The organism is Variovorax sp. 01T432 (assembly GCF_056398605.1).
This window is the reverse complement of record NZ_JBFTPS010000009.1, coordinates 1-23,932: the sequence shown is the minus strand read 5'-3', so window position 1 is coordinate 23,932 and position 23,932 is coordinate 1. Positions and strand designations below refer to the sequence as shown.

Genomic DNA, 23,932 nt, shown 5'->3' with positions numbered 1-23,932 from the left:
GGGCGTCGCTACACTCGCAGCGACCGCATGACCTCCGACCGACTCCAACCGGGCTTCCTGGTTCTCCACAGCAACCGGGCCGAACTCCTTGGCGAGGCCCTGTTCGAATGGATCCGCCGCAACCCCCTCCAGCCCCTGGAAGAAGAAGTCTTCCTGGTGCAGAGCAACGGCGTGGCGGAATGGCTCAAGATGACGCTGGCCGCGCAAAGCGGCATCTGCGCCGCCACGCGCGTGGAGCTGCCGGCGCGCTTTCTCTGGCGCAGCTACCGCCAGGTGCTCGGCCGCGATGCGGTTCCGGCGCAGTCGGCGCTCGACAAGCTGGCCCTCACGTGGCGCCTGATGCACCTGCTGCGCGAGGTGGCGCCGCGCCCGGGCTTCGAGCCCCTGGCGGGCTTCCTGCGCGACGGCGACATGGGCCGCCGGCTGCAGCTCGCGCAGCGGCTGGCCGACCTGTATGACCAGTACCAGGTCTATCGCAGCGACTGGCTCGCGGCCTGGGCCGCCGGCCAGGATGTGCTGCCGAATTCCAACCTGGCGCCCGCGCCCGACATACCATCCGACCAGGGCTGGCAAGCCGCGCTGTGGCGCGAACTGCTCGCGCCCCTGAGCGAGGATGAGCGCGCCGGCTCGCGTGCCAGCCTGCATGAGCGCTTCCTCTCCTCGCTCGCGATCGGCGCGGCGCCGGCCTCGCCGGTCGCGCGGCGCGTGGTGCTGTTCGGCATGACGCACGTGCCCATGCAGACGCTGCAGGCGCTCGCCGCCTTGTCTTCCCACTGCCAGGTGCTGCTGGCCATTCCCAACCCCAGCCGCTACCACTGGGCCGACATCATCGAGGGGCGCGAACTGCTGCGCATGGAGCGCCGCCGCCAGCCCCTGCGCAAGGGGCGCGATCTGGCGCTGGTGCCGCTGGAAGAGATGCATGCCCACGGCCATCCGCTGCTGGCGGCCTGGGGCCGGCAGGGCCGCGACTTCGTGCGGCAGCTCGATGCCTTCGACGACGCGGCGGCGGCGCAGCAGCGCTTCGCCGGCGCCAAGGTCGACCTGTTCGACGAGGCGCCGGGCGACACGCTGTTGCGGCAGGTGCAGGCGAACATCCGCGACCTGGTGCCGCTGGCCGAGCACCCGGGCGAAGCGGCCGACGCGGCCGACCGCTCGATCGTGTTCCACATCGCCCATGGCGCGCAGCGCGAGGTCGAGATCCTGCACGACCAGCTGCTGGCGCTGCTGGCCGACCCGCCCGAAGGCAAGCCGCTCGACCCGCGCGACATCGTCGTGATGGTGCCGGACATCGCCGCCTTCGCCCCGGCCATCCGTTCCGTCTTCGGCCAGCACCCGCGCGGCGACGCGCGCTTCATCCCCTTCGACATCACCGATCTGAACCAGCGCGGCAACAACCCGCTGATGATCGCGCTCGAATGGCTGCTGCGCCTGCCGCAGCAGCGCGCGCGCCTGACCGAGATCAGGGACCTGCTCGACGTGCCGGCCGTGGCCGAGCGCTTCGGCCTGCAGCCCCAGGACCTGCCGCGCCTGTCGCAGTGGATGGAAGGCGCCGGCATCCGCTGGGGCCTGAATACGCGGCACCGCGACGAGCTGGGCCTCGCGGCCTGCGGCGAGCAGAACACCTGGCTCTTCGGGCTGCGGCGCATGCTGCTCGGGTACGCGAACGGAGAAGCGGGCGCGGGCGAGGAGGGCGGCGCCTTCCAGGGCATCGAGCCCTATGCCGAGGTCGGCGGGCTCGAGGCCTCGATCGCGGGCTCGCTGGCCGACCTGGTCGGCGCGCTCATGGCCTGGTGGGCGCAAGCCTCGGCCGATGCCACGCCCATCGAATGGGCCGAGCGCGCGCGCGCTTTGCTGGAGGCCTTCATGGCCCCGACCGACGAGCGCGAGCGTCTCACGCTCGCGGCCGTGCAGGAGGCCCTGCGCGCCTGGCTCGAAGCCTGCGACACGGCCGACTTCGACGAGCCCGTCTCGCTCGCCGTCGTGCGCGAGGCCTGGCTGGGCGGCATCGACGAGCCGGGCCTGAACCGGCGCTTCCGCGCCGGCGGCGTCACCTTCTGCACCTTGCTGCCGATGCGCGCCGTGCCCTTCGAGGTGGTGTGCCTGCTGGGCATGAACGACGGCGACTATCCGCGCAGCAGCCCGCGCAGCGACTTCGACCTGATGAGCCTGCCCGGGCAGCGCCGCCCCGGCGACCGCTCGCGCCGCGACGACGATCGCCAGCTGATGCTGGAGGCCCTGCTCTCCGCGCGGCGCGTGCTCTATGTGAGCTGGACCGGCCGCAGCGTGCGCGACAACAGCGAGCAGCCGCCCTCGGTGCTGGTTTCGCAGCTGCGCGACTACCTGGCCGCCGGCTGGCGGGGCGAGGTCCTGGCGCAGCGCACCACCGAGCATCCGCTGCAGCCCTTCAGCCGCCGCTATTTCGAGGCGCGCGATGTGATGGGCGATGAGGGCGAGACCCTGTTCACTTATGCGCGGGAATGGCGCGCGGCCCATGCGGCCGGGGCACCGACTCCGGCGGCGGCGCCGAAGGCCTCGGCGGGCGGCACCGCTGCCGCCGACAAGCCCGTCCCCCTGACGCTCGCGGACCTCACCCAGTTCCTGCGAAATCCGGTCAAGGATTTCTTCCGCCGCCAGCTCAACGTGGTGTTCCGCGACGACGAGGAGGCCATGGAGGACGACGAGGCCTTCGCGCTCGATGGCCTGGAGGAATACGGCCTGCTCGACGAAGTGCTGGACGAATTGCGCGACATTCACCAGGGCCCGAGCGGGGCGGTGGCGAGCCTGCCGCGGCGCGTCGGCGAGCGCATCGCCCGCATCCGGCGCAGCGGCCGCCTGCCGATGGCCGGCCTCGGCCAGCGCAGCGAGCGCGCCCTGGTCGACACGCTGGTGCCGATGCTGGAGCGCTGGTCCACGCTGTACGCGCAGTATCCCGAACCCGCGCAGAAGGAGCCCCTGCGCTTCGACCACGAGGGCCTGGTGCTGGACGATTGGCTCGATGGCCTGAGACTGGATTCGCCCGAGTCCGGCCAGCCGGTCTGGCTGGAGCTGCTGCCGACGCGGCTGTGCGAGAAGGGCAAGCCGCTGGTGATTCCCCAGAAGCTCATCTCGGCCTGGGTGCGCACGCTCGTGGCCAGTGCCTGCGGCGCGCCGGTGCAGGGCATGATGGTCGGGCGCGACGCCACCGTCACTGTCGAGGCGATGCCCGCGGACCAGGCGAGGGCGAGCCTGCGGATCCTGCTCGACGCCTGGCGCGAAGGCATGGGCGCGCCGCTGCCGCTGGCCTCGAAGACGGCCCTTGCATGGCTGGCCGGTGCCAATGCGGAGCAGGTCTACGAAGGTGGCATGTTCGTCAGCGGCGAAGTCAGCGAGGCCTGCCTCTCGCGCATGTTTCCGGACTACGAGGCGCTCACCGCCGACGGCCGCTTCGAAACCCTGGCCGAGAGCCTCTTCGGTCCCCTGGCGTCGTGGGCCCGAACGCACGTGGCGGCGCGGTTGCATTCGGCGCCCGGCGCCTTCGAAAGCGAGCCCGCGTGAGCCATATCCTCGATCCATTGACCCTGCCCTTGTGGGGCAGCCGCCTGATCGAAGCCAGCGCCGGCACGGGCAAGACCTGGACCATCGCCGCGCTGTATCTGCGCCTGGTGCTGGGCCACGGCGACGAAGGCAGCGCCTTCGCGCGCCCGTTGATCCCCTCGGAAATCCTGGTGATGACCTTCACGCGCGCCGCCACGCGCGAGCTGTCCGACCGGATTCGCTCGCGTCTGCTCGAGGCCGCGCGCTGTTTCCGCGGCGAGGCGCAGCCCGATGCGTCGGACGCCTTCCTGCGCAGCCTGCTTGCCGCCCATGCCGAAGGCCCCGCGCGCCAGGGCGCCGCCTGGCGGCTGGCGATGGCGGCGGAGAGCATGGACGACGCGGCCGTCCACACCATCGACGCCTGGTGCCAACGCATGCTGCGCGAGCATGCCTTCGACAGCGGCAGCCTGTTCGACGAAGAGCTCAGCAGCAACGAGGGCGCCATGCTCGCGGAAGCCGCGCAGGACTACTGGCGGCAGCAGTTCTATCCGCTGCCTCCCGATCTGCTCGACATTGCGTTGTCGGTCTGGCCCAAGGTGGGAGAGCTCATCGGGGATGCCCGCGCCCTCATGGACCAGGCGTTGCCGGCCGATGCCGGGCAGGGCAGCCTGGCCGAGCTGATCGCGGCGCTGTCGGCGGCGCACGATGCCGCGCTCGCCGCCCTGAAGACCGGCTGGTCGCAGCGCGCGCGGGAGATGAAGCAGTGGATCGACGCGCAGATGGCGCTCAAGCCCTGTCCCTTCGACGGCCGCCGCATGGCCGCGCGCAACTACACCGGCTGGCTGCAGGCGCTGGGCGCCTGGGCGGATGATCCGCGTGCGGCCTACCCCGACATGAAGACCGGCCTCAAGCGCTTCACGCCCGGCGGCATGGAAGAAGCCATGAAGTCCAGCGGCGCGGTCGAACTGCCCGGGCACTTCGCGGCCTTCGAGCAACTCATCATCGCCCTCGACGCGCTGCCGCCCGTGGCGCCACGCCTGCGCCTGCATGCCGTCGCGCACATCGCGCGGCGCCTGGACGAACTCAAGCGCCAGTCGGGCAGCTTCGGCTTCGCCGACATGCTGACGCGGCTCGACAACGCCTTGAACCCCGAACTCAACGGCGAGGCCGCCACGCGCCTGCGCGAGCGCATGGTGGCCCAGTACCCGATCGCGCTGATCGACGAGTTCCAGGACACCTCGCCCGTGCAGGCGCGCATCTTCGACCGTCTCTACCGCATCGCGGCCAACGAGCGTGCCACCGGCCTGCTGATGATCGGCGACCCGAAGCAGTCGATCTACGGCTTTCGCGGCGCCGACATCCACAGCTACCTCACGGCGCGGCGCGCCACCGAGGGGCGGCACTACGTGCTCGGCACCAACCACCGCTCGACCGCGGCGGTGGTGGCGGCGGTGAATCACCTGCTGGAGCATCCGGAGCGGCGCGACGGCGAGGGCGCCTTCATGTACCGCGGCCCCGCCGACGTGGCGGGCCAGGCGCAGGCCAATCCGCTGCCCTTCGTGCCCGTGCAGGCGCGCGGCCGGGCGGAGTCCTTCGTCACATCGCGGGGCGCCGAGCCCGCCGTGACGCTCGCGCTCGACCCCGATCTGCTCAATGCCGACAGCAGCCGGCGCCACTTCGCCGCGCGCTGCGCCGAGCGCATCGTCACGCTGCTGAACGACCCCGACGCCGGCTTCGCGCATGCGGGCAAGCCTTTCGTCCGCCTGCGCCCGGCCGACGTTGCCGTGCTGGTGCGCACCGGCAAGGAAGCCGCGGCCGTGCAGCGCGAGTTGCGGCGGCGGCGCGTGGCCTCCGTCTACCTCTCGGACAAGGATTCGGTCTTCGCGAGCCCGGAGGCGCATGACCTGCTGCATTGGCTGCAGGCCGTGGCCTCGCCGCTCGACGTGCGCCTGATCCGCGCCGCGCTGGCGACGCGCACCGTGGGCCTTTCGATCGACGAGCTGCTCCTGCTCGCGCGCGACGACGAGGCCTTCGATGCGCGCGGCGAGCTGATGCGGCAGCTGCATGGCGTGTGGCAATCGCAGGGCGTGCTCACCATGCTGCGTCGCACGCTGCACCTGCTCGACCTGCCGGCGCGCTGGCTCGGCGCTGTCCGCGACGGCGCCCACGACGGCGAGCGGCGCCTCACCAACTTCCTGCACTTGGCCGAACTGCTGCAGGCCGCCAGCGCGGAGCTCGACGGCGAGCAGGCACTGATCCGCTGGCTGGCCGAACAGATGCAGGGCGGCAGCGGCGGCGGCGACGAGCAGATCGTGCGGCTGGAAAGCGATGCCGACCTGGTCAAGGTCGTCACCGTGCACAAGTCCAAGGGCCTTGAATACCCGCTCGTGTTCCTGCCCTTCGCCAGCAGCTTCCGCGGCGTGCAGCGAAGAAGCACCTCCTTCGTGAACCTCGCCGACGCGCAGGGCCGGCGCAGCCTGCACCTGCACCTGAGCGACGCCCACATCGAAGCCGCCGACAAGGAGCGCCATCGCGAAGACCTGCGCCTGCTGTATGTGGCCCTCACGCGGGCGCGCCATGCGGTGTGGGTCGGCCTCGCGGCCTTGAAGGAAGGCAGCGGCAGCACACCGACCCTGCACCGCAGCGCCATCGGCTATGTACTGCACGGCGCCGAGGAAGTGCAGGCGGACCAGCTCATGGCGCGTATCGGCGAACTCGTGGAGCCCTGTGCCGACATCGCGCTGCTCCGGGCCGAAGCATTCGCGGGCATCGCCTGCACGCCCCTGCAGCCGCGCGGCGAGCCACCCGCGCTGCGCGAGGGCGAGCCCTATGCCGCGAACTTCGAGCGCCAATGGTCGGTCGGCAGCTTTTCGGCGCTGGTGCGCTCGCTGCCGATGACCGGCGCGTGGGCGTCCAGCGTGGCCGCCGTGCGGGACGACGAAGTGCTCGACGCCGGTGAAGGGCAGGGCAGCTCGCTCGCCCAGGCCGCGCCATCGCCGGCCGAGCGCGTGGCGGTCCTGTCGTCCGCGCAAGCGTCCGAAGCCCAGCCCTGGCATCGCTTCCCGCGCGGCGCCATGCCCGGCAACTTCCTGCACGACCAGCTCGAATGGCTGGCCGCCGAAGGCTTCGACCTCCAGGACTCGCCCGAGCGCCAGGAGCAGCTGCTGCGCCGCTGCGAGCGGCAGGGCTGGGGCCATCGCGCGCCCGAGGTGCTGGCCTGGCTGCTCCAGGTCGTCGCGACGCCGCTGCCGCCCGTCGGCGCATCGCTCGCCTCGCTGGCCGCGACGGTGCCGGAGATGGAGTTCTGGCTGCCGAGCGAGCGCATGGCGTCCGCGGGCATCGACGCGCTGTGCCGCCGGCACCTGCTGCCCGGGCGCGAGCGGCCCGCGCTGCCGGAGCGCGAGCTTCGCGGCATGCTGATGGGCTTTGCCGACATCGTGTTCGAGCACGGCGGCCGCTACTGGGTGCTCGACTACAAGTCGAACCACCTGGGCGAGGGCGACGCGGCCTACAGCGCCGACGCGCTGGAGAACGCGATGGCGACGCACCGCTACGACGTGCAGGCGGCCATCTATCTGCTCGCGCTGCATCGGCTCCTGCGCTCGCGCCTCGGCCAGGCCTACGACCCCGCCCGGCACCTGGGCGGCGCGGTCTATCTTTTCCTGCGCGGCATCCAGGGCCCCGCGAAGGGCTGCTGCCACGTGGCGCCGCCCCTGGCCCTGCTCCAGGAACTCGACCGCCTGCTCGGCCAGAACGAGGAGATGGCGCCATGACCGCCCCGGCCGCCGACACGCTGCTGCACGCCCTCAAACGCTGGTCTGAACAAGGATGGCTGCGGCGCCTCGACAGCGCCTTCGCCGGCTTCGCGCGCGAGCTGGACCCCGCCGCGCCCCCGCCCGTCGTCATGGCGGCCGCGCTGGTCGCCCACATGGAGGGCCGTGGTCACGCCTGCCTGATGCTCGATGAACTGCTGGGCGACACCGACGGTCTGCTGAGCTGGCCGCCCGAGGCCGCCGCCGAACTGCAGGCGGTGATGGCGGACCTGCCGCGCACGGCCGGCGAATGGATCGACGCGCTGCGCGCCAGCCCCCTGGTGTGGACCGACCAGGCCGGTTCCGAAGCGATGGAGCATGGCCGCAACCAGCCCCTGGTGATGCGCGGCAGCAGGCTCTACCTGCGCCGCTACTGGGGCTACGAGCGGCGCGTCGCCGCCCAGGTGCTGCGGCGTGCCGCGATGCCGATGGCGGCGAGCGAGACGACCCTGCGTGAATGGCTCGACAAGCTGTTCCCGGTGCGGCCGGCCGACGCTTCCCCGGCGAACATCGACTGGCAGAAAGTCGCCTGCGCCATCGCCTTGCGCGGCCAGCTGTCAATCATCACCGGCGGCCCCGGCACCGGCAAGACCTACACCGCGGCCCGCCTGCTGGCGCTGCTGTTCGCGGTCGACCCGGCGCCCGGGCGTCTGCGCGTGATGCTGGCCGCGCCCACCGGCAAGGCCGCCGCGCGGCTCAAGCAGTCGATCGACACCGCCCTCGGCGCCCTGGCCGGGCAGCTGGAAGGGCGCCTGGCCCTGCAGGAACTCGCCTCGCACATCGAGCCCGCCCGCACGCTGCATTCGCTGCTGGGCGCGCGCCCCGACACCCGCGCCTTCCGCTTCGACGCCGCGCATCCGCTGGACGTGGACGTGCTGATCGTCGACGAGGCCTCGATGGTCCACCTGGAGATGATGGCGGCCCTGCTCGAGGCCTTGCCCGCGCGCGCCCGCGTGATCTTCCTGGGCGACAAGGATCAGCTGGCCTCGGTCGAGGCCGGCGCCGTCCTCGGCGACCTGTGCCGCGACGCGGAGGCCGGCCGCTACTGCGCCGACACCGTCGCGTTCATCGAGGCCGCGGCCGGGCAACGCCTGCCCGCTGCCTACCTCGGCGACGGCCCGGCGCTGGCGCAGCAGACCGTCATGCTGCGCCGCAGCCATCGCTTCGGCGGGCCGATCGGCCAGCTCGCCCTGGCCGTCAACGCGGGCGACGCCAGGGCGGCCACGGCGCTGCTGGCGGCCGGCGCGGAGGCGGCGATCCGCTGGATCGACGCAGCTTCGCCGACGGCCGTGCTGCGCCTGGCGCTGCACGGGCGCGAGGGCGCCGAAGGCGGCTACGGCAGCTACCTCGCCGCGCTCGCGCGCCGCCCCGCCGTGCCGGACCGCGACACGCACGAGGAATGGGTGCGCTCGGTGCTCGCCGCCTTCGAGCGCTTCCGGCTGCTGTGCGCGGTGCGCGAGGGAGAGTGGGGCGCGTTGGGGCTGAACGCGGCGGTCGAGGCCGCCATGGTGGCCGAGGGCCTGCTGGCCCGGCGCGGCGAATGGTACGAGGGCCGCCCCGTCATGGTCACGCGCAACGACCGCGAAGTGGGCGTATTCAACGGCGACATCGGCATGGTGCTGCGGCCGGTGGCGCCGGGCTCTCCGCTGCGGGCCTACTTCATGGACGGCGACGCTGTGCGCTCCGTCGCCGTGAGCCGGCTGGCCGATGTGGAAACCGCCTTCGCCATGACCGTGCACAAGTCGCAGGGCTCGGAGTTCGAGCACACCGTGCTGGTGCTGCCGCGCGAGCCCAGCCGCGTGCTCACGCGCGAACTGGTCTACACCGGCATCACGCGCGCGCGCAAGGCCTTCACGCTGGTCAGCGGCCGGCCGCAGGCATTTGCCGATGCGCTGGCGCAGCAGACCCGGCGCGCCAGCGGGCTGCTCGGCCTGCTGGCCGCGCGCGAGGAATCTGCACAATCGAGCGCTCCATGAGATTCATCCACGCCGCCGACATCCACCTCGACAGCCCCTTGCGCGGCCTGGCGTCCTACCAGAACGCGCCCGCGGAAAGCCTGCGCACCGCCACGCGCGACGCCTTCGTCAACCTGATCAACGAAGCCATCGAACTGGAGGTCGACTTCCTCGTCATCGCCGGCGATCTCTACGACGGCAACTGGAAGGATTTCAACACCGGCCACTTCTTCGTGCGGGAGATGGGGCGGCTGCACCAGGCCGGCATTCCCGTCTATCTGCTCTACGGCAACCATGATGCCGAGAGCGAGATGACCAAGCGGCTCGGCTTCCCGCCCAACGTGCATGTGTTCGACGCGCGCAAGCCCGCCACCCACCGCATCGAGGCCCTGCGCGTGGCCCTGCACGGGCGCAGCTTCAAGGACGCGGCCACCTTCGACAACCTGGTGCTCGGCTACCCCGACCCGGTCCCGGGCTGGCTCAACATCGGCGTGCTGCACACGGCGCTCGAAGGCGACGCGGCCCACGCCCGCTATGCGCCGTGCTCGCTGGCCGAGCTCAACGCCAGGGGCTACGACTACTGGGCGCTCGGCCACGTGCACGAGCATGCGGTGCTGCAGCGCGAGCCCTGGGTCGTCTTCCCCGGCAACCTGCAGGGCCGGCACATCCGCGAGGCCGGGCCGCGCGGCGCGGTGCTGGTGACGGCCGACGAGACCGGCATCCAGTCCGTCGAACGCCTGATCGTCGACGTGCTGCGCTGGGAGCGCATGGAGGTCGACGCCGAGGGCGCCGCCGACCTGCCCGCGGTGGTCACGCTCGCCGGCCGCGCGCTCGAAGCCCTGCTCGCGCGCCAGTCCGACCGCAAGCCGATGTCGGTGCGCGTGACCTTCACCGGGCGAAGCGGCGCGCACGGCGAGCTGTTCGGGCGCAACTCGCAGCTGCGCGAGGAGGTGCTGGCGCAGGCGGCGGCGCTCGGCGGCGACCGCCTCTGGATCGAAAAGGTCGTGGTCGACACCACCCCGCCGAGCGACGCCACGCAGATCCGCGAGCGCGCCGACGCGATCGCCGACCTGCAGGCGCTGCTGCTGGAGGTGCCGACGGATGAAGCCTTCCTGCGCAGCCTGGCCGAAGACCTGCAGCAGCTCGCCGGCAAGGCCCCGCTGGAGCTGACCGAAGCCGTGCCGGCCTTCGGCGCCATTCGCGCGGGCGAGGTGAAGGCGCTCGTCGAGTCCGTCACGCCGGGCCTGCTCGCGCGCCTGGCGCAGTCGCGCTGAGCGCTCGACATCCGCGGAACCCCATGCGCATCCGACAACTCGACCTGCTGCGTTACGGCAAGTTCACCGACCGCAGCCTGGCCTTCCCGCCGAGCGCGCGCGACTTCCACCTCATCGTGGGCGCCAACGAAGCGGGCAAGTCCACCACGCGCAGCGCCATCCTCGACCTGCTCTACGGCATCGAGACGCGCTCGACCTACGACTTCCTGCATGCCAAGGCCGAGATGCGCCTGGGCGCCACGCTGGAGCAGGGCGGCGCCGCGCTGGCCTTCGTCCGCACCAAGGCCCGCGCCAAGTCCTTGCTGGACGCCGAGGGCAAGGTGCTCGCCGATACGGCGCTGGGCAGCTTCCTCGACGGCACCGATCGCGGTTTCTTCGACCAGATGTTCGGGCTCGACCACACGCGGCTGGTGGCCGGCGGCGAGGACATCCTCAGGAGTTCCAACGACATCGGCCAGATCCTCTTCCAGTCGGCCGCCGGCATCGGCAGCCTGGGGGCGGTGCGCGAGCAGCTGGTGGCCGAGGCCGACAGCCTGTGGGCGCGGCGGCGTTCCGGCGAGCGGGCGTACTACATCGCCAGCGACCAGCTGGCGCAGGCCGAGGCCGCGCTGAAGGCGGCGACGGTGCGCACCAAGGACTGGGTCGAGGCGCAGCGCGGCGTCGAGGAGCTGCAAGCCCTGCGGGCGAAGTCGCGCGAGCGCTACCGCGCCTTCGAGACCGAGCGCATGCGCCTGGAGCGCGTGCGCCGCGTCGCGTCGCCCCTGCACCAGCTGCGCGAGCGGCAGGCCGAGCTCCGGGCCCTGGGCGAGGTCGTGCTGCTGCCCGCCGATGCCGCGTCTCAACTGACCCAGACCGAACTGGAACTTGCCGGCGCCGAGCGCGACTGCGTGCTCTTCGAGGCGCAGGCCGCGAAGACCCGCGAGCAGCTGCAACAGCTTCACCCGGACGACGCCCTGCTGCGCCATGCCGCCGACATCCTGCTGCTGGCCGACCGGCGCCAGCAGGTGCGCAACCATGCGCGCGACATCGAGCGCCGCCAGCTCGAAATCTCGGTGCACTGGCAGCAGGCGGAGAGACTCGCGCGCGAGCTGGGCTGGCCCGTCACGACCGAGGAAGTCCTCGCCAGGCGCCTGCCGGCGCTGCCGCTGCGCGCGGCGGTGGCGGGCCTGATCAAGCGCTTTCCGGTGCTCGACCAGTCGCGGCGCGCCGCCGATGCCGCCCTGGCGGACAAGGCGGCCGAGGCGTCCTCGCTGGCGGCCCAGAGACAGGCGCTTGCCGTGTCCAGCGTGCCGCCGGCCGTGCGCGCCGCGCTGGCCGCCGCCCGGGCGCTGGGTGACCCCAAGGCCGGCCTGGCGCGCGACCAGACCCAGCTCCAGAAATGCGAACGCGAACTCGAAGCCGCATGGCGCGGCCTGGGCGCGTGGACGCCGGATCTGCCCGCCCTGCGCGCGCTCGTGCTCCCCACCGAAGCCGCGATACGCGACCGGCGGCAGCGCCAGACCGACATCGAGCTGGGCCTGAAGGCGCTGGGCACCCGGCGGGCCGAGCTGGAGGCCGAGCTCGCGCTGCAGCAGCTCGACATCGCCCAGTACCGCAAGGCCAACCGCCCCGTCGGCCTGGCGGAACTCCAGGCCGCGCGCGCCGCGCGCGATGCGGTGTGGAGCGCCATCCGGTCCGGTGAGCGCCCATTGCAGGACGCCGCCTCGGACTTCGAGGCCCGTCTCGGCGCCGCCGACGAGGTGGCCGACCAGCGGCACGACAAGGCGCAAGAGGCGAGCGAACTCCAGTCCCGGCTCGACGCGCTGGAGCGCCTGCAATTGCAGGCCGCGGACACGGCCCGCCGCAAGACGGCCCAGGAGGCCGAGCGCGACGCGATGGACGCCGACTGGCGCCGCCTGACCGACGCGCTCGGCCTGGCCGGCCTGCCGCTGCAGGACATCGAGGCCTGGCGGGCCGCGCGGGAGCGGGTGCTGCGCGCCGAGGACGCGCGCGACGATGCCGAACGCGCGCTTGCCGCCACGCGCGATGCGCTCGCGGCCGTCGCCGTGGAACTGGGCTGCGCGCTCGCCGGCGCGGGCATCGCCTTCGATCCGGCGGCGCCATTGGACGCCACCATGCTGATCGCGGCCGATGCCGTCGAGCGCGCCACCGAAACGCGGGCGCGTTCGGAAACACTCGAGCGGCAACAGCAGTTGCTGGCCTCCGCGCTCGCTGGCCAGACCGACGTGGCGCTCGCGGCGCGCGAGGACTTCGCCGCCTGGGAAGCCGACTGGCGCGCGGCCATCGAGCGCATCGGCGCGCCGGACTCGGCCGACGTGGTGGATGTGGCGGTCGCGGAAAGCGCACTGGGCGCCATCGCGGCCATCGACGCCCAGCTCGCCGCCATCCGCGAGCTGCGCGAGAGCCGTGTCGATGCGATGCGCCAGGACCTGGCGGATTTCGAGCGCGAAGTCGCGCTGGCCCTCGCTGCCGCCGCGCCGGACCTGGCCGGGCTGGAAGCGGGCGCCGCCGTCGTCGAACTGAATGCGAGGCTCGCGAAGGCCAGCGAGGAACGCAAGGAAGCCGACCGCCTGCGCGACGAACTGGCCGCGCGCGAGGCCGACGCCTTCGCCGCCGGCGCCCGGGTGGCGCGCGCCCGCGCCACGCTGCTGCCCTTGATGCGGCTCGCGCGGGTGGCCGACCCCGATGCCCTGCGCGAGATGATCGTGCTGTCCGACCGGCGCCGGCAGCTCGCCCTCGACCTGGCCGCGGCGCAACGCGCGGTGGAGGAGGGCGGCGACGGCCTCGACATCGCGACGCTGGAAGCCGAGGTGAGCGCCACCGATGCCGCGCAGATCCCGGCGCTCATGGCCGACCTCGGCCTGCAGCTCGACGCCGTGCGCCAGGAGCAGGATGCGCTGACCGTGCAGCTCACCCAGGCCCAGGCGCTGCTTGCGCGCATCGCCGGCCAGGACGACGCCGCCCGCGCCGAATCGGAGCGCCAGAGCGCCCTGGCCGCGATGGCGAACGCGGCCGAGCGCTACGTGCAGGTCCACACCGCCTCGCGCCTGCTCAAATGGGCCATCGACCGTTACCGCGAGACGCGGCAGGGCCCCATGCTCGGGCGCGCCGGCGCCATCTTCGCGGGGCTCACGCGCGGCTCGTTCCAGAAGCTCTCGGTGGATTTCGACAGCGAGCCGCTGACGCTCAACGGCTTGCGCGCCGACGGGCAGGTGGTCGGCATCGCGGGCATGAGCGACGGCACGCGCGACCAGCTCTACCTGGCGCTGCGCCTGGCGGCACTGGAGATGCACCTGGCCCAGAGCCATGCGATGCCCTTCATCGCCGACGACCTCTTCATCAACTACGACGACCCGCGCGCGACGGCGGGCCTGGAAGCCCTCGCCGAACTCTCGGAGAAGACGCAGGTGATCTTCCTGAGCCACCACGACCACCTGGTGCCGAGCGTGCGGGCGGTGTTCGGAAGCGATGTGAACATCGTCGCGCTGTAGCCGCTTTCGCACGGCCAAGCACAAGGTCCGCCGCCTCGTCCCGCGGCTTTCAAAGACAAGACCTCCCGAAGGGGCAAGCCCGCTCCGAGCTGCGCCCGGGCGCCCGCCGTCCTATAAACGCGCACTCCCATAACAACACACCAGAGGAAGACAGCGTATGCGATTCCTGCTCCTGCTGCCCTTCATCGGGCTTCTATGGCTGCCGTTCTATAACAGCGAAACCCCTTCGCTCTTCGGCTTTCCCTTCTTCTACTGGTATCAGCTGGTCTGGGTTCCGATCACGGCGCTCCTGATCTGGATCGTCTACCGGCATGCCTACGATGAGGGAGACGAATGATGAACGGCGAAATCCACTGGACGGCGCTCGCGGTCTTCATCTTCTTCTTCGTTCTCGTCACCGTGATGGGCTTCGCGGCCTCGCGCTGGCAGACCGGCGGCAAGGCCAGGGAGGCGCATCTCGACGAGTGGGGCCTGGGCGGCCGCAACTTCGGCACCTGGATCACCTGGTTCCTCGTGGGCGGCGACTTCTACACCGCCTATACGGTGATCGCCGTTCCCGCGCTGGTCTACGCGGTCGGCGCCTATGGCTTCTTCGCGCTGCCCTACACGATCCTCGTGTACCCCATCGTCTTCTTCATCATGCCCAAGCTCTGGCACTCGGCGCAGCGCGCCGGACACGTGACGGCGGCCGACGTGGTGTACGGCCGCTATGGCAACCGCGCCCTCGAACTCGCCGTCGCGGTCACGGGCGTCTTCGCGACCATGCCCTACATCGCGCTGCAGCTGGTCGGCATGGAGGTCGTCATCAAGGCCCTGGGCCTCACGGGCGAGCTGCCGCTGGCGGCGGCCTTCGTGATTCTTGCGCTCTACACCTACTCGGCCGGCCTGCGCGCGCCGGCGCTCATCGCCTTCGTCAAGGACCTGATGATCTACATCGTGGTGCTGGTGGCGGTGGTGCTGGTGCCGATGAAGCTCGGCGGCTACGGCAGCGTGTTCCATGCGGCCGGCGAGGCCTTCGCCGCCAAGGGCGGGGCGACCGGCCTCACGCTCAAGCCCGCGCAGATGCTGCCCTTCGCCAGCCTGGCCCTGGGCTCGGCCATGGCCGCCTTCATGTACCCGCACACGCTGACCGGCATCTTCGCGGCCCGGAGCGCCAACACCATCCGCAAGAACGCCGTCTTCCTGCCGGCCTACACGGTGCTGCTGGGGCTGATCGCGGTGCTGGGCTACATGGCCTATGCGGCCCACCTGAGCGTGAAGAGCAACAACGACGTGGTGCCGGCGCTCTTCAATGCGCTCTTCCCCCCATGGTTCGCGGGTTTCGCGTTCGCGGCCATCGCCATCGGCGCGCTGGTGCCGGCGGCGGTGATGTCCATCGGCGCGGCCAACCTGTTCACCCGCAATTTCTGGAAGGCCTACGTGCAGCCGGACATCTCCTCCGCGGGCGAGGCCAAGGTGGCGAAGATCGTCTCGCTGGTGGTCAAGATCGGCGCGCTGATCTTCATCCTGTTCCTGCCGACGCAGTTCGCGCTCGACCTGCAGTTGCTGGGCGGCTTGTGGATCCTGCAGACCTTCCCGGCGGTGGTGTTCGGCCTGTTCTTCCGCTGGTTCAGGGCGCCCGCGCTGCTCACCGGCTGGGCCGCCGGCATGGTGTGCGGCAGCTGGCTCGCCTTCTCCGACGGCATCAAGCCTGTGCACACCTTCGTCGTCGGCGGCGACAGCTTCTCGCTCTACACCGGGCTGGTCGCCTTCGCGCTCAACGTGGTGGTGGCCGTGCTGGTGCAGCTGGTGTTCAAGGGCTCGCCCTTGCGCGAGGCGCCGGTGCTGGCGCGCACGCGCTAGCGCCTTCGGTCGATCAGAGAAAGCCGATCGACAGCCACGGGAAGGCCGCGATCACCGCGATGCCGGCCAGCAGCGCCAGCATGTAGCCGACCATCGGCTTGATCGCGTGGTCGGGGTGGACGCGGGCGATGGCGCAAGCCGCATAGAAGCCCACCCCCAGCGGCGGCGCGAACAAGCCGAGCCCCATCGAGAGGGTGGCGACCATCGCGTAATGCACCTCGTGCACGCCCATCGCGCGCGCGATCGGAAACAGCAGCGGCCCGAACAGCACGATGGCCGGAATGCCCTCCAGCACCGAGCCGAGCACCACGAAGGCGAGGATCGACACCGCCAGGAAGGTCGGGGCACCGCCCGGGAGGTTCGACATCGAGCTCGCGAGCCAGCCGGAGAAGCCCGACTGCGTGAGCCCCCATGCCATCGCCGTGGCCGTGCCGATGATGAGCAGGATCGCGCCCGAGAGCGACGCGGTGCTGACCAGCATGGGCGCCAGGCGACGCCAGTCGAACTGGCGGTAGAGCAGCAGCCCGATGACGATCGCATAGGCGATGCCGATGGTCGACACCTCGGTGGCGGTCGCCACGCCCTCGACCACCGCGGCGCGGATGACGAAGGGCAGCGCGATGGCGGGCAATGCGATGGCGAACAGGCGACCGATCTCGCGCCATGGCTGGCGCGGCGCCTGGCTCACGTCCTCGTCGCGGTTTCGCCGATAGACCACGATGCACAGTCCCACGCCCAGCACGATGGCCGGCAGCAGGCCGCCGGTGAAGAGCGCCGCGATCGACACCCCGGTGGCCGAGCCGATCGCGATCAGCACCAGGCTCGGCGGCACGGTCTCGGTCTGCGCGCCGGTGGCCGCCAGCAGGGCGACCAGTTCGCCGTCGTGCGCGCCGCGCTTTCTCATCTCGGGGAACAGCGCGGGCGCGACGGCGGCCATGTCGGCCGCCTTGGAGCCGGAGATGCCCGAGACGAGGTACATCGCGCCGATCAGCACATAGGACAGCCCGCCGCGCACATGCCCGAGCAGGCTGGCCAGAAAGGCCACCATCGCGCGCGCCATGCCGGTCATCTCGATGAGCAGGCCGAGAAAGACGAACAGCGGCACCGCCAGCAGGATCAGGTGCGACATGCCTTCGTCCATGCGCCCGACGATGACGGGCAGGGGTGCCCCGGTGCCCAGCGCCACATAGCCGAAGGTGCCGAGCCCGAAGGCGAAGGCGATGGGGATGCCGGCGAACACGCTCCCCGCGGCGACGCCGACGAAGAAGATCAGGAGATTGAGCCGCCCCAGGTCCTCGAAGGCGGAGCGCCCGAACCAGAAGGCGGCGATCAGCACGACCACGATCGCCACCGCCTGCAGCGCCGGGCGCATCTGCGCGGTGCGAAGCAGCCGCAGCAGCGAGAAGACGGCCATCAGGATGATGCCCGCCGGCAGCGCCGCCGCGCGCCAGACGTTGGAGATCTCGAGCGCGGGTGTCGTGATGGCGCCCTCGTCGGCCGCATACTGCCAGGCCGGCCAGGCCACCATCGCCAGGAAGGCGAGGGCGGCACAGGTCGCGACCGCCTCGAACACCTCCCGCCCCGCGGGCGAGAACCTGGTGACCAGCGCGGTCATGCGCATGTGCTCGCCGCGCCGCAGCGCGATCACGGCGCCGAGCATCGCCAGCCAGACGAACAGGATCGAAGCCAGCTCGTCGGACCAGACGAGGGGGCGATGGAGCACGAAGCGCGCGACGACGCCGGCAAGCAGCACGACGATGTCGGCCGTCACCAGCAGCGCGGCCGGGACTTCGACCAGCCAGCCCAGCGCGGCCTCCAGCCGCGCCAGGCCGCTCCTGGCGGCACTCACGCCAGTTTGCCGGCGCCGCCTTCGAGCAGCGCCCAAGCCTCGTCGCCGTATTTGGACTTCCACTCCGAGTAGAAGCCTGCCTTGCGCAGCTGAGCCCGGAAGGCCGCCGCGTCGGGTTGATTGAACGTCAGCCCCTTGCCGGCGAGTTCCTTCTGCAGGCTGGCGTTGAGTTCGGCGACGTCGGCGCGCTCCTTCATGCCGGCATCGTTGACGTGCCGGGCGACGATGGTTTGCAGGTCCGGCGGGAGCTTGTCCCAGGCGCGCTTGTTGGCGAGGAACCAGAAGCCGTCCCACATGTGGTTGGTCAGGGAGCAGTACTTCTGCACCTCGTAGAGCTTGGCCGTCGCGATGATGGCGAGCGGGTTCTCCTGGCCGTCGACGATGCGCGTCTGCAGCGCGGAGTAGACCTCGGCGAAGTTGATGGAGGCCGGGGACGCCTCGAGCGCCTTGAACATCGAAGTCCACAGCGGCGACACCGGCACGCGGATCTTGAAGCCCTTCATGTCCTCGGGCGTCGCGATGGGCTTGCTCGACGAGGTGATCTGGCGGAATCCGTTGTCCCAGATCTTGTCCATGGCCACCAGGTTCGCCTTCGCGATCTGGGCGCGGATGTAGGCGCCGAGATCGCCGTCCATGGACTTCCACACGGCGGCGTAGTCCTTGAACGCGAATCCGATGCCGCTGATCGATGCCGCCGGCACCAGCGTCGAGAGGATCAGGCCCGAGAGGGTGAAGAACTCGATGCCGCCCGAGCGCAGCTGGCTGAGCATGTCGGTGTCGGAGCCGAGCTGGTTGTTGGGGTAGATCTGGATGTCGACGCGGCCCTTGGTGTCGGCGCGAATGGCGTCGGCCATTTCCTTGGCCCGGATGTTCATGGGGTGCGCGACGGGCAGGTTGTTCGCGTACTTGTAGGTGAACTCGGCCTTCTGGGCGAAGGCCTGGCTGGCGGGAAGGCCCAGGGCCGAAGCGCCGCTGGCGGCCAGGATCTGGCGTCGCGTGAAATTCATTCTTTGTCTCCTTCTGGTGGATGGGTCCGCTCTCGGGGCGCGAGTATAGGGGTGGGCCCGGCCGGCGCGCCGCAGATACACTGGAAAAAAAGCACCCGCCGGCTTCCGGCTCCCCGATTTGCTGGAGTAGACATATGAACGCATCCTCAACCCCCTCACGCGTCGCCGTCGTCACCGGCGGCGCTCGCGGCATCGGCCTCGAGATCGGGCGCTGGTTCCTTGCCCGCGGCTGGCGCATCGTGCTGCTGGACATCGACCGCGAGACGCTGGAGCCCGCGGCGGCGGCGCTGGCGCGGCCCGACGACGTGTTCGCGCTGCACCGCGACGTCTCCGATCCCGAGGGCGTGCGCACCGGCGTCGAAGCGGTGGTTTCGCGCTTCGGGCGCATCGACGCGCTGGTCAACAACGCGGGCATCGCGGTGTTCAAGCCGATCGGCGAGACCTCCTTCGAGGAGTGGCGCAGCGTGCTGAGCGTCAACCTCGATGGGGCCTTTCTCTGCACGCAGGCGTGCGCTCCGGTGATGCTGAAGACGGGCGGCGGCGCGGTGGTCAACATCGCATCCATCTCGGGCCTGCGGGCGAGCACGCTGCGGGTGGCCTATGGCACCAGCAAGGCCGCGCTCATCCATCTCACCAAGCAGCAGGCCGTCGAGTTGGGCAACGCCGGCATCCGCGTGAATGCGATCGCGCCGGGGCCGGTCGATACGGAGATGGCCAAGCTGGTGCACAGCGTGGCCATTCGCTCGGACTATTACGACACCATTCCGCTCGGGCGCTATGGGACGACGGAAGAGATGGCGGAGACGGTCGGCTTCCTCTGCAGTCCCGCGGCGAGCTTCATCAATGGCCAGGTGATCGCGGTGGATGGTGGCTTCGACGCCGCCGGGGTCGGCCTGCCCACCTTGCGGCGGCGCTCGGTCTGACTCCGGATACGGTGGCGCGTCGGCGGGCGGTGCGCCCATGCCCCCGCGCGCCGCGCAAGCGCAAAATTGGGCCGAGACGGGCCGTGGCACCTGTCGTCCGGAGGCATCATGTTCAAGTTGGCGAGCGCAATGATCCTGTGCATCCTGGCCGGCTGTGCGGGCACCCTGCCCCAGGGCAGTTCGGTCTGCTCGACCCAGCCAGGTACCTATGCGTGTCAGATCGAGCAGTACCAGAACGTCGACGTCTGACGATGTCCTGGCAGAGACCGGCGGGCATCGGCCGCACGCGCCCGGCTGCCAGCGGCCGGAAGCGCGGCGCCTGAGCTTGCATCGACCATGACCCTCTTGAATCCTTCACTCATCCGCCACTGGCACGCCCATGTGTACTTCGACGCATCCAGCCGGCAGGATGCGTGGGCGCTGCGCGAAGCGATCGCGACCGGAAGTCTCCCGGATCAATCGAAGTTCAAGAGCACCTTCATGGCCTGCGAGCGGTCTGCCGCCAGTGCGAAGGCGCGGGCCGAGTCCCGGTAGGACAGCGTGGCGGAGATCACTGGCTTGACGTTCACCAGCCCCTTGTTCAGCAGCTCGACGGCGACTGCGAATTCCTGGTGGAAGCGGAAGACGCCGCGCAGATCGAATTCCTTCGCGACGATCGTGTTGACAGGCAGCGTGATCTCGCCGCCGCTCAACCCGAGTTGAACGATGATGCCGCGCGGGCGCAGCACGTTGAAGGCGCCGCGCAGCGCGCGCTCGTTACCGCTCGCCTCGAAAAGCACGTCGAACTGGCCCTTGTCGACGGCGTAGCGAGCCAGGCCGTCGGGCTGGTCGGCGACGTTCACCACCTCGTCCGCGCCGACCTGCAAGGCCTTGGTGAGGGAATGGGCTCCGACGTCGGTCGCCACGATGTGCGCGGCGCCGGCGCGCCGGGCCGCGATGATGGCCAGCGCGCCGATGGGCCCGCAACCGGTGATCAGCACCTTCTTGCCCAGCAGGTCGCCCGCCCGGCGCATGCCGTGCAGCGCCACGGAGAGCGGTTCGGCCATCGCGCCTTCGGCGTCGCTCAGCGAATCCGCCAGCAGGTGCGCCTGGTATTGCTCGATGACGATTTCCTGGCGGAAGGCGCCCTGCACGTGCGGATTGCGCATGGCGCTGCCGTAGTAGCGCATGTCCAGGCAGTGGTTCTGCAGGCCTTCCTGGCAGAAGCGGCAGAGGCCGCAGGGGCGGCTCGGGCTGATGGCGACACGCTGGCCGGCCTTGAAGGCGGTCACGTCGGGTCCGACGGCGTCGATCACGCCGGCGACTTCGTGGCCCAGCACCATCGGTTCGTGGATGCGCACGGTGCCGAAGCCGCCGTGCTGGTAGTAGTGCAGGTCCGAGCCGCAGATGCCGCCGCAGCGCACCCGTACCCGCATCTGGTCGCGCTGGACCTCGGCGGTCGGAAAGGTCTCGACGCGCAGGTCGCCGGGAGCGTGGATGACTAGAGCTTCCATGTCGTGTGCCAGTGTGGTGGTTATGTTCAAGGGGTTTGGAGCGTGCCGTCGACCAGCCGCGTCTGCGTCCAGGTCGTCACGGTGTTCTCGCAGGGGTACTTGGCGGCTTCTTTTTCGTCGATGTCGACACCCAGGTTCGCGTAGACGAAGCCGTTCCTGAACTCGGGCATGCCGGGGAAGACATCGAGCAACGCATCCCGCGGACCCTTGAGATCCTGGATCACGAAATTGGGCGGCTCGGTGCCCGACCACTCCTGAACGCCGAAATTGCGCGCCGCGAGGTCGATGTGGATGTTGGCCGCGTGTGCCAGGGGAGACATGTCGCCGGGGCCATGCCAGGCCGTGCGCACGCCGTACTGCTCGGCGAACAGCTGCAGCTTGCGACCGGCCGTGATGCCGCCGATCTGGCTCAGGTGCACGCGGATGTAGTCGATCAGCCGGTCGGCGATCAAGGTGCGCCACTCGAAGGGGTAGTTGAACAGTTCGCCCTGCGCAAGCGGCGTGACGGTCTTGGCGCGCAACTGCCGGATCCGCCTTCCTCGAGCGGGATGGCATCCTCGAGGAAGAACAGTGCATATGGCTCGAGCGCGACCGCGAAGCGGATGGCGTCCACGGGCTTGAGGCGCTCGTGCACGTCATGGCACAGCTCGACATCGAACCCCACCTTCTCGCGAATGCCGTCGAACAGCTTGAGCGTGTCGCGCATGTACTTCCGGCCATCGAGGTAGACGCCCGCCGGCGCGCCGGTCGGGGCGGAAGCCGGCGCCGTGCCGTAGCCGCCGCCGCCATAGCTGCTGCGCAGGGCGATCCAGGCGGTCTGCGAACAGCGCGATCCCGGCGACCTGACGACCATCGACGATCCGTCGACCTTGCAGGCCATTCGCGATCTGGCCTGACATCGGCATCGGACTTCGTCCCGCGCCGACCCTATCCTGTGGTTTGGGTTGCCCGGACCGCCGAGACCGGCATGCCGGGTGCCGCAATGTCTGCCAGGCTGGGGTCCTGCAAGCCCAGCGCGATCGCGGCGGATCGTGGTCGCGTCGTTGATGGCCATCGCGATCAAGCCCGCCTCCCGCTGCGGCACGGCCGTGGCCCAGAAGTTCGCCGCGAAGGGCGCCAGCAATGCCCAGCGCCAGCAGGAATCCCGTGCCCGCGGCCAGGCCGACGGTCCACGCGGGATACTGGTCCGACACGAACTGCAGCAGTGCCGCGAAGTGCTACGGCAGCGTGGCCGGCGGCTTCCTGTCGGAGCGCTGGCTCGGCGCGAGCGAACCCGCCCAGCCGCTGGAGAACCGCTCGCTGGTCAAGTACAAGCTCATCATCGATGATTTCGACGGCTGGGACCTGTTGCAGCACCTGCTCGCGCAACTGCAGCGGATCGCGCAGCGGCACGGCGTATCGATTCCGACGGTCGCGATGCATCGGGGAACTTGGGCTCGGTTCAAAAACCTAAGGGAGGTACCGTTTCTCCAAGGTCGACCACCGGCCTTCTTGCCCTGACTGGAAACAGCCAGGGCTTTTTCGTTTCAGGGCGGGCCGGGTCGCGGGTTAACCAGCGACCGCCACCCGCGCCTCGCGACGGAACCCACGCTGGAGGATTTCGCGGCCGAGCAGCACGTGCTGGTCTCGTCGTCGGGCACGGGCCACGGCGTTGAATTGACCGGGCATGCGCTGGAAGCCGCGATCCCGGCCCACTTCACGGTGCGCGTGCCCGGCTTCACTGCCGCGGCCGTGGTTGCCAAGCATACGGATGCCGTGGTGACGCTGCGCTCGCCGCTCGCCGCCGTGCTGGCCCGCGAGCTCGACCTCGAATTGATCAAGCCGCCGCTGCGACTTCCGCGATTCGAGGTCGCGCGCGGCCGCTCGACCATCACGCGCGCCCGGCCTTGCTGGCAAGGCAGTTCGTATGAGCCTCAGGCGCGCGTCAGCTCACGACGCGCGTTGCCGCGGAATTCCGTCGGCCGCAAGCCCGTCTGCTTCTTGAAGAAACGGCCGAAGTAGGCCTCGTCCTCGAAGCCCAGCTCCGCCGCGATCTGCTTGATGCTGAGCGATGAATAGACCAGCTCGCGCTGCGCCTCGTGCACCACGCGCGCATTGATCGCGTCGAGCGTCGACATGCCCATCACCTCGCGGCACATGCGCGTGAGCTGGCCCGCCGTCACGCCGAGTTCGCGCGCATAGCGCTCCACCGGCACGCGCTCGCGGCAGTGCTCGTCGAGCAGGGTGCGGAAGCGTTCGACCTGCCTGGCCGTTCGCGACCGCGGCACGTCTTCATCGCTTCGCGCGGTCTGGCTGATGCGCGCGATCTGCACGAACAGCGCGCGCGGCCGTGACCACCGGCCCATCGACATCGCCGATCGTCCAGCGAAAGCCATGCACCGAGCGCGCCGGCGCGACGATGAGGCAGGGCGTCTGCAGCGTCCACTTGCGCCCGTCGATGAAGGTCTCGCCGCCGCCGCTGATCGGGTAGAGCACCTGGATCAGCGCGTCATGGAAGTGCGGCTCGATCTCCCAGTTGTGCGGGCCGGATCGCTCCGGAATGCGCTCGAAATGCACGAGGTCCATCCACGAAGGCTGCGCCTCGGTGCCGTACAGCGCGAAGTTGGGAACGTGGCCTTGGGTTCGGGGGTGCGGTGGCGGGCGGTGTGCCCTTGGCTGGCCGACGTCACCGCCCCTTCGGGGTCCCCTGCGCTGCTCGCGTCAGGCGGGGTCACGTGCAAACTCGCTTCGCTCAAACAGCACGTGCCCTTATCCGCCTGCCGCTGCGCTGCTC

At 70.5% G+C, this 23,932-nt stretch carries 18 protein-coding genes; 10 read left to right on the top strand and 8 right to left on the bottom strand.

From position 1 onward, the window contains the following. Nucleotides 1-27: 27 nt before the first annotated feature. The 7 genes from recC (at nucleotide 28) to mctP (ending at nucleotide 15,887) form a co-directional block, all read left to right on the top strand. Nucleotides 28-3,534, top strand: a complete 3,507-nt coding sequence (gene recC, locus AC1DNF_RS09565; protein WP_478148337.1) for an exodeoxyribonuclease V subunit gamma — start codon at nucleotides 28-30, stop codon at nucleotides 3,532-3,534. Then, nucleotides 3,531-7,286, top strand: a complete 3,756-nt coding sequence (gene recB / locus AC1DNF_RS09560) for an exodeoxyribonuclease V subunit beta (RefSeq protein ID WP_478148336.1) — start codon at nucleotides 3,531-3,533, stop codon at nucleotides 7,284-7,286. The genes recC and recB overlap by 4 nt, the downstream gene beginning before the upstream one ends. Then, nucleotides 7,283-9,301 (top strand): exodeoxyribonuclease V subunit alpha, encoded by a 2,019-nt coding sequence (gene recD / locus AC1DNF_RS09555; protein ID WP_478148335.1) that lies wholly within the window; start codon nucleotides 7,283-7,285, stop codon nucleotides 9,299-9,301. The genes recB and recD overlap by 4 nt, the downstream gene beginning before the upstream one ends. Next, nucleotides 9,298-10,554: a metallophosphoesterase family protein gene (locus tag AC1DNF_RS09550; protein ID WP_478148334.1), complete on the top strand. Its 1,257-nt coding sequence runs from the start codon at nucleotides 9,298-9,300 to the stop codon at nucleotides 10,552-10,554. The genes recD and AC1DNF_RS09550 overlap by 4 nt, the downstream gene beginning before the upstream one ends. A gap of 23 nt (nucleotides 10,555-10,577) precedes the next feature. Beyond that, nucleotides 10,578-14,045 (top strand): AAA family ATPase, encoded by a 3,468-nt coding sequence (locus tag AC1DNF_RS09545; RefSeq protein WP_478148333.1) that lies wholly within the window; start codon nucleotides 10,578-10,580, stop codon nucleotides 14,043-14,045. A gap of 157 nt (nucleotides 14,046-14,202) precedes the next feature. Then, the gene (locus AC1DNF_RS09540; protein ID WP_478148332.1) at nucleotides 14,203-14,382 is read left to right on the top strand and encodes a DUF3311 domain-containing protein; all 180 of its coding nucleotides are present in this window, start codon (nucleotides 14,203-14,205) and stop codon (nucleotides 14,380-14,382) included. After that, nucleotides 14,382-15,887 carry a monocarboxylate uptake permease MctP gene (gene mctP / locus AC1DNF_RS09535; protein ID WP_478148331.1) on the top strand — a complete coding sequence of 502 codons (1,506 nt, stop codon included), beginning with the start codon at nucleotides 14,382-14,384 and terminating at the stop codon, nucleotides 15,885-15,887. Before AC1DNF_RS09540 ends, mctP begins: the two co-directional genes overlap by 1 nt. Before the next feature lie 13 nt (nucleotides 15,888-15,900). Here mctP and AC1DNF_RS09530 read toward each other — a convergent pair whose 3' ends face one another. Next, on the bottom strand, nucleotides 15,901-17,736 hold the full coding sequence (locus AC1DNF_RS09530; RefSeq protein WP_478148330.1) for a TRAP transporter large permease: 1,836 nt from the start codon (nucleotides 17,734-17,736) through the stop codon (nucleotides 15,901-15,903). Next, complete coding sequence (locus AC1DNF_RS09525) at nucleotides 17,733-18,743, bottom strand: TRAP transporter substrate-binding protein (RefSeq protein WP_478148329.1); 1,011 nt, start codon at nucleotides 18,741-18,743, stop codon at nucleotides 17,733-17,735. Before AC1DNF_RS09525 ends, AC1DNF_RS09530 begins: the two co-directional genes overlap by 4 nt. 134 nt (nucleotides 18,744-18,877) lie before the next feature. Between AC1DNF_RS09525 and AC1DNF_RS09520 the strand changes: the two genes are divergently transcribed. Both AC1DNF_RS09520 and AC1DNF_RS09515 read left to right on the top strand, forming a co-directional pair. Continuing rightward, complete coding sequence (locus tag AC1DNF_RS09520) at nucleotides 18,878-19,666, top strand: SDR family NAD(P)-dependent oxidoreductase (RefSeq protein ID WP_478148328.1); 789 nt, start codon at nucleotides 18,878-18,880, stop codon at nucleotides 19,664-19,666. Between the two features lie 108 nt (nucleotides 19,667-19,774). Then, a complete protein-coding gene (locus AC1DNF_RS09515; RefSeq protein WP_478148327.1) occupies nucleotides 19,775-19,915 on the top strand; it encodes a hypothetical protein in 141 nt (46 codons plus the stop codon). A 206-nt stretch (nucleotides 19,916-20,121) separates the two neighbouring features. On the opposite strand, the gene AC1DNF_RS09510 is transcribed toward AC1DNF_RS09515, so the two are convergent. Genes AC1DNF_RS09510 through AC1DNF_RS09500 form a run of 3 tightly spaced genes read right to left on the bottom strand, consistent with a single transcriptional unit; the run spans nucleotide 20,122 to nucleotide 22,039 of the window. Further along, nucleotides 20,122-21,159 (bottom strand): L-idonate 5-dehydrogenase, encoded by a 1,038-nt coding sequence (locus AC1DNF_RS09510; RefSeq protein WP_478148326.1) that lies wholly within the window; start codon nucleotides 21,157-21,159, stop codon nucleotides 20,122-20,124. 26 nt (nucleotides 21,160-21,185) lie between these two features. After that, complete coding sequence (locus tag AC1DNF_RS09505) at nucleotides 21,186-21,680, bottom strand: enolase C-terminal domain-like protein (RefSeq protein WP_478148325.1); 495 nt, start codon at nucleotides 21,678-21,680, stop codon at nucleotides 21,186-21,188. Further along, a complete protein-coding gene (locus tag AC1DNF_RS09500; protein WP_478148324.1) occupies nucleotides 21,608-22,039 on the bottom strand; it encodes an enolase C-terminal domain-like protein in 432 nt (143 codons plus the stop codon). Before AC1DNF_RS09500 ends, AC1DNF_RS09505 begins: the two co-directional genes overlap by 73 nt. Nucleotides 22,040-22,281: 242 nt before the next feature. Between AC1DNF_RS09500 and AC1DNF_RS09495 the strand changes: the two genes are divergently transcribed. After that, nucleotides 22,282-22,659 carry a hypothetical protein gene (locus tag AC1DNF_RS09495; RefSeq protein WP_478148323.1) on the top strand — a complete coding sequence of 126 codons (378 nt, stop codon included), beginning with the start codon at nucleotides 22,282-22,284 and terminating at the stop codon, nucleotides 22,657-22,659. A 48-nt stretch (nucleotides 22,660-22,707) separates the two neighbouring features. Here AC1DNF_RS09495 and AC1DNF_RS09490 read toward each other — a convergent pair whose 3' ends face one another. Genes AC1DNF_RS09490 through AC1DNF_RS09480 form a run of 3 tightly spaced genes read right to left on the bottom strand, consistent with a single transcriptional unit; the run spans nucleotide 22,708 to nucleotide 23,724 of the window. Next, nucleotides 22,708-23,055, bottom strand: a complete 348-nt coding sequence (locus tag AC1DNF_RS09490; RefSeq protein WP_478148322.1) for a hypothetical protein — start codon at nucleotides 23,053-23,055, stop codon at nucleotides 22,708-22,710. 17 nt (nucleotides 23,056-23,072) lie between these two features. Continuing rightward, nucleotides 23,073-23,471, bottom strand: coding sequence for a helix-turn-helix domain-containing protein (locus tag AC1DNF_RS09485; RefSeq protein WP_478148321.1), 399 nt, complete (start codon nucleotides 23,469-23,471; stop codon nucleotides 23,073-23,075). Continuing rightward, nucleotides 23,431-23,724 (bottom strand): cupin domain-containing protein, encoded by a 294-nt coding sequence (locus AC1DNF_RS09480; protein ID WP_478148320.1) that lies wholly within the window; start codon nucleotides 23,722-23,724, stop codon nucleotides 23,431-23,433. The genes AC1DNF_RS09485 and AC1DNF_RS09480 overlap by 41 nt, the downstream gene beginning before the upstream one ends. Nucleotides 23,725-23,932: the final 208 nt, after the last annotated feature.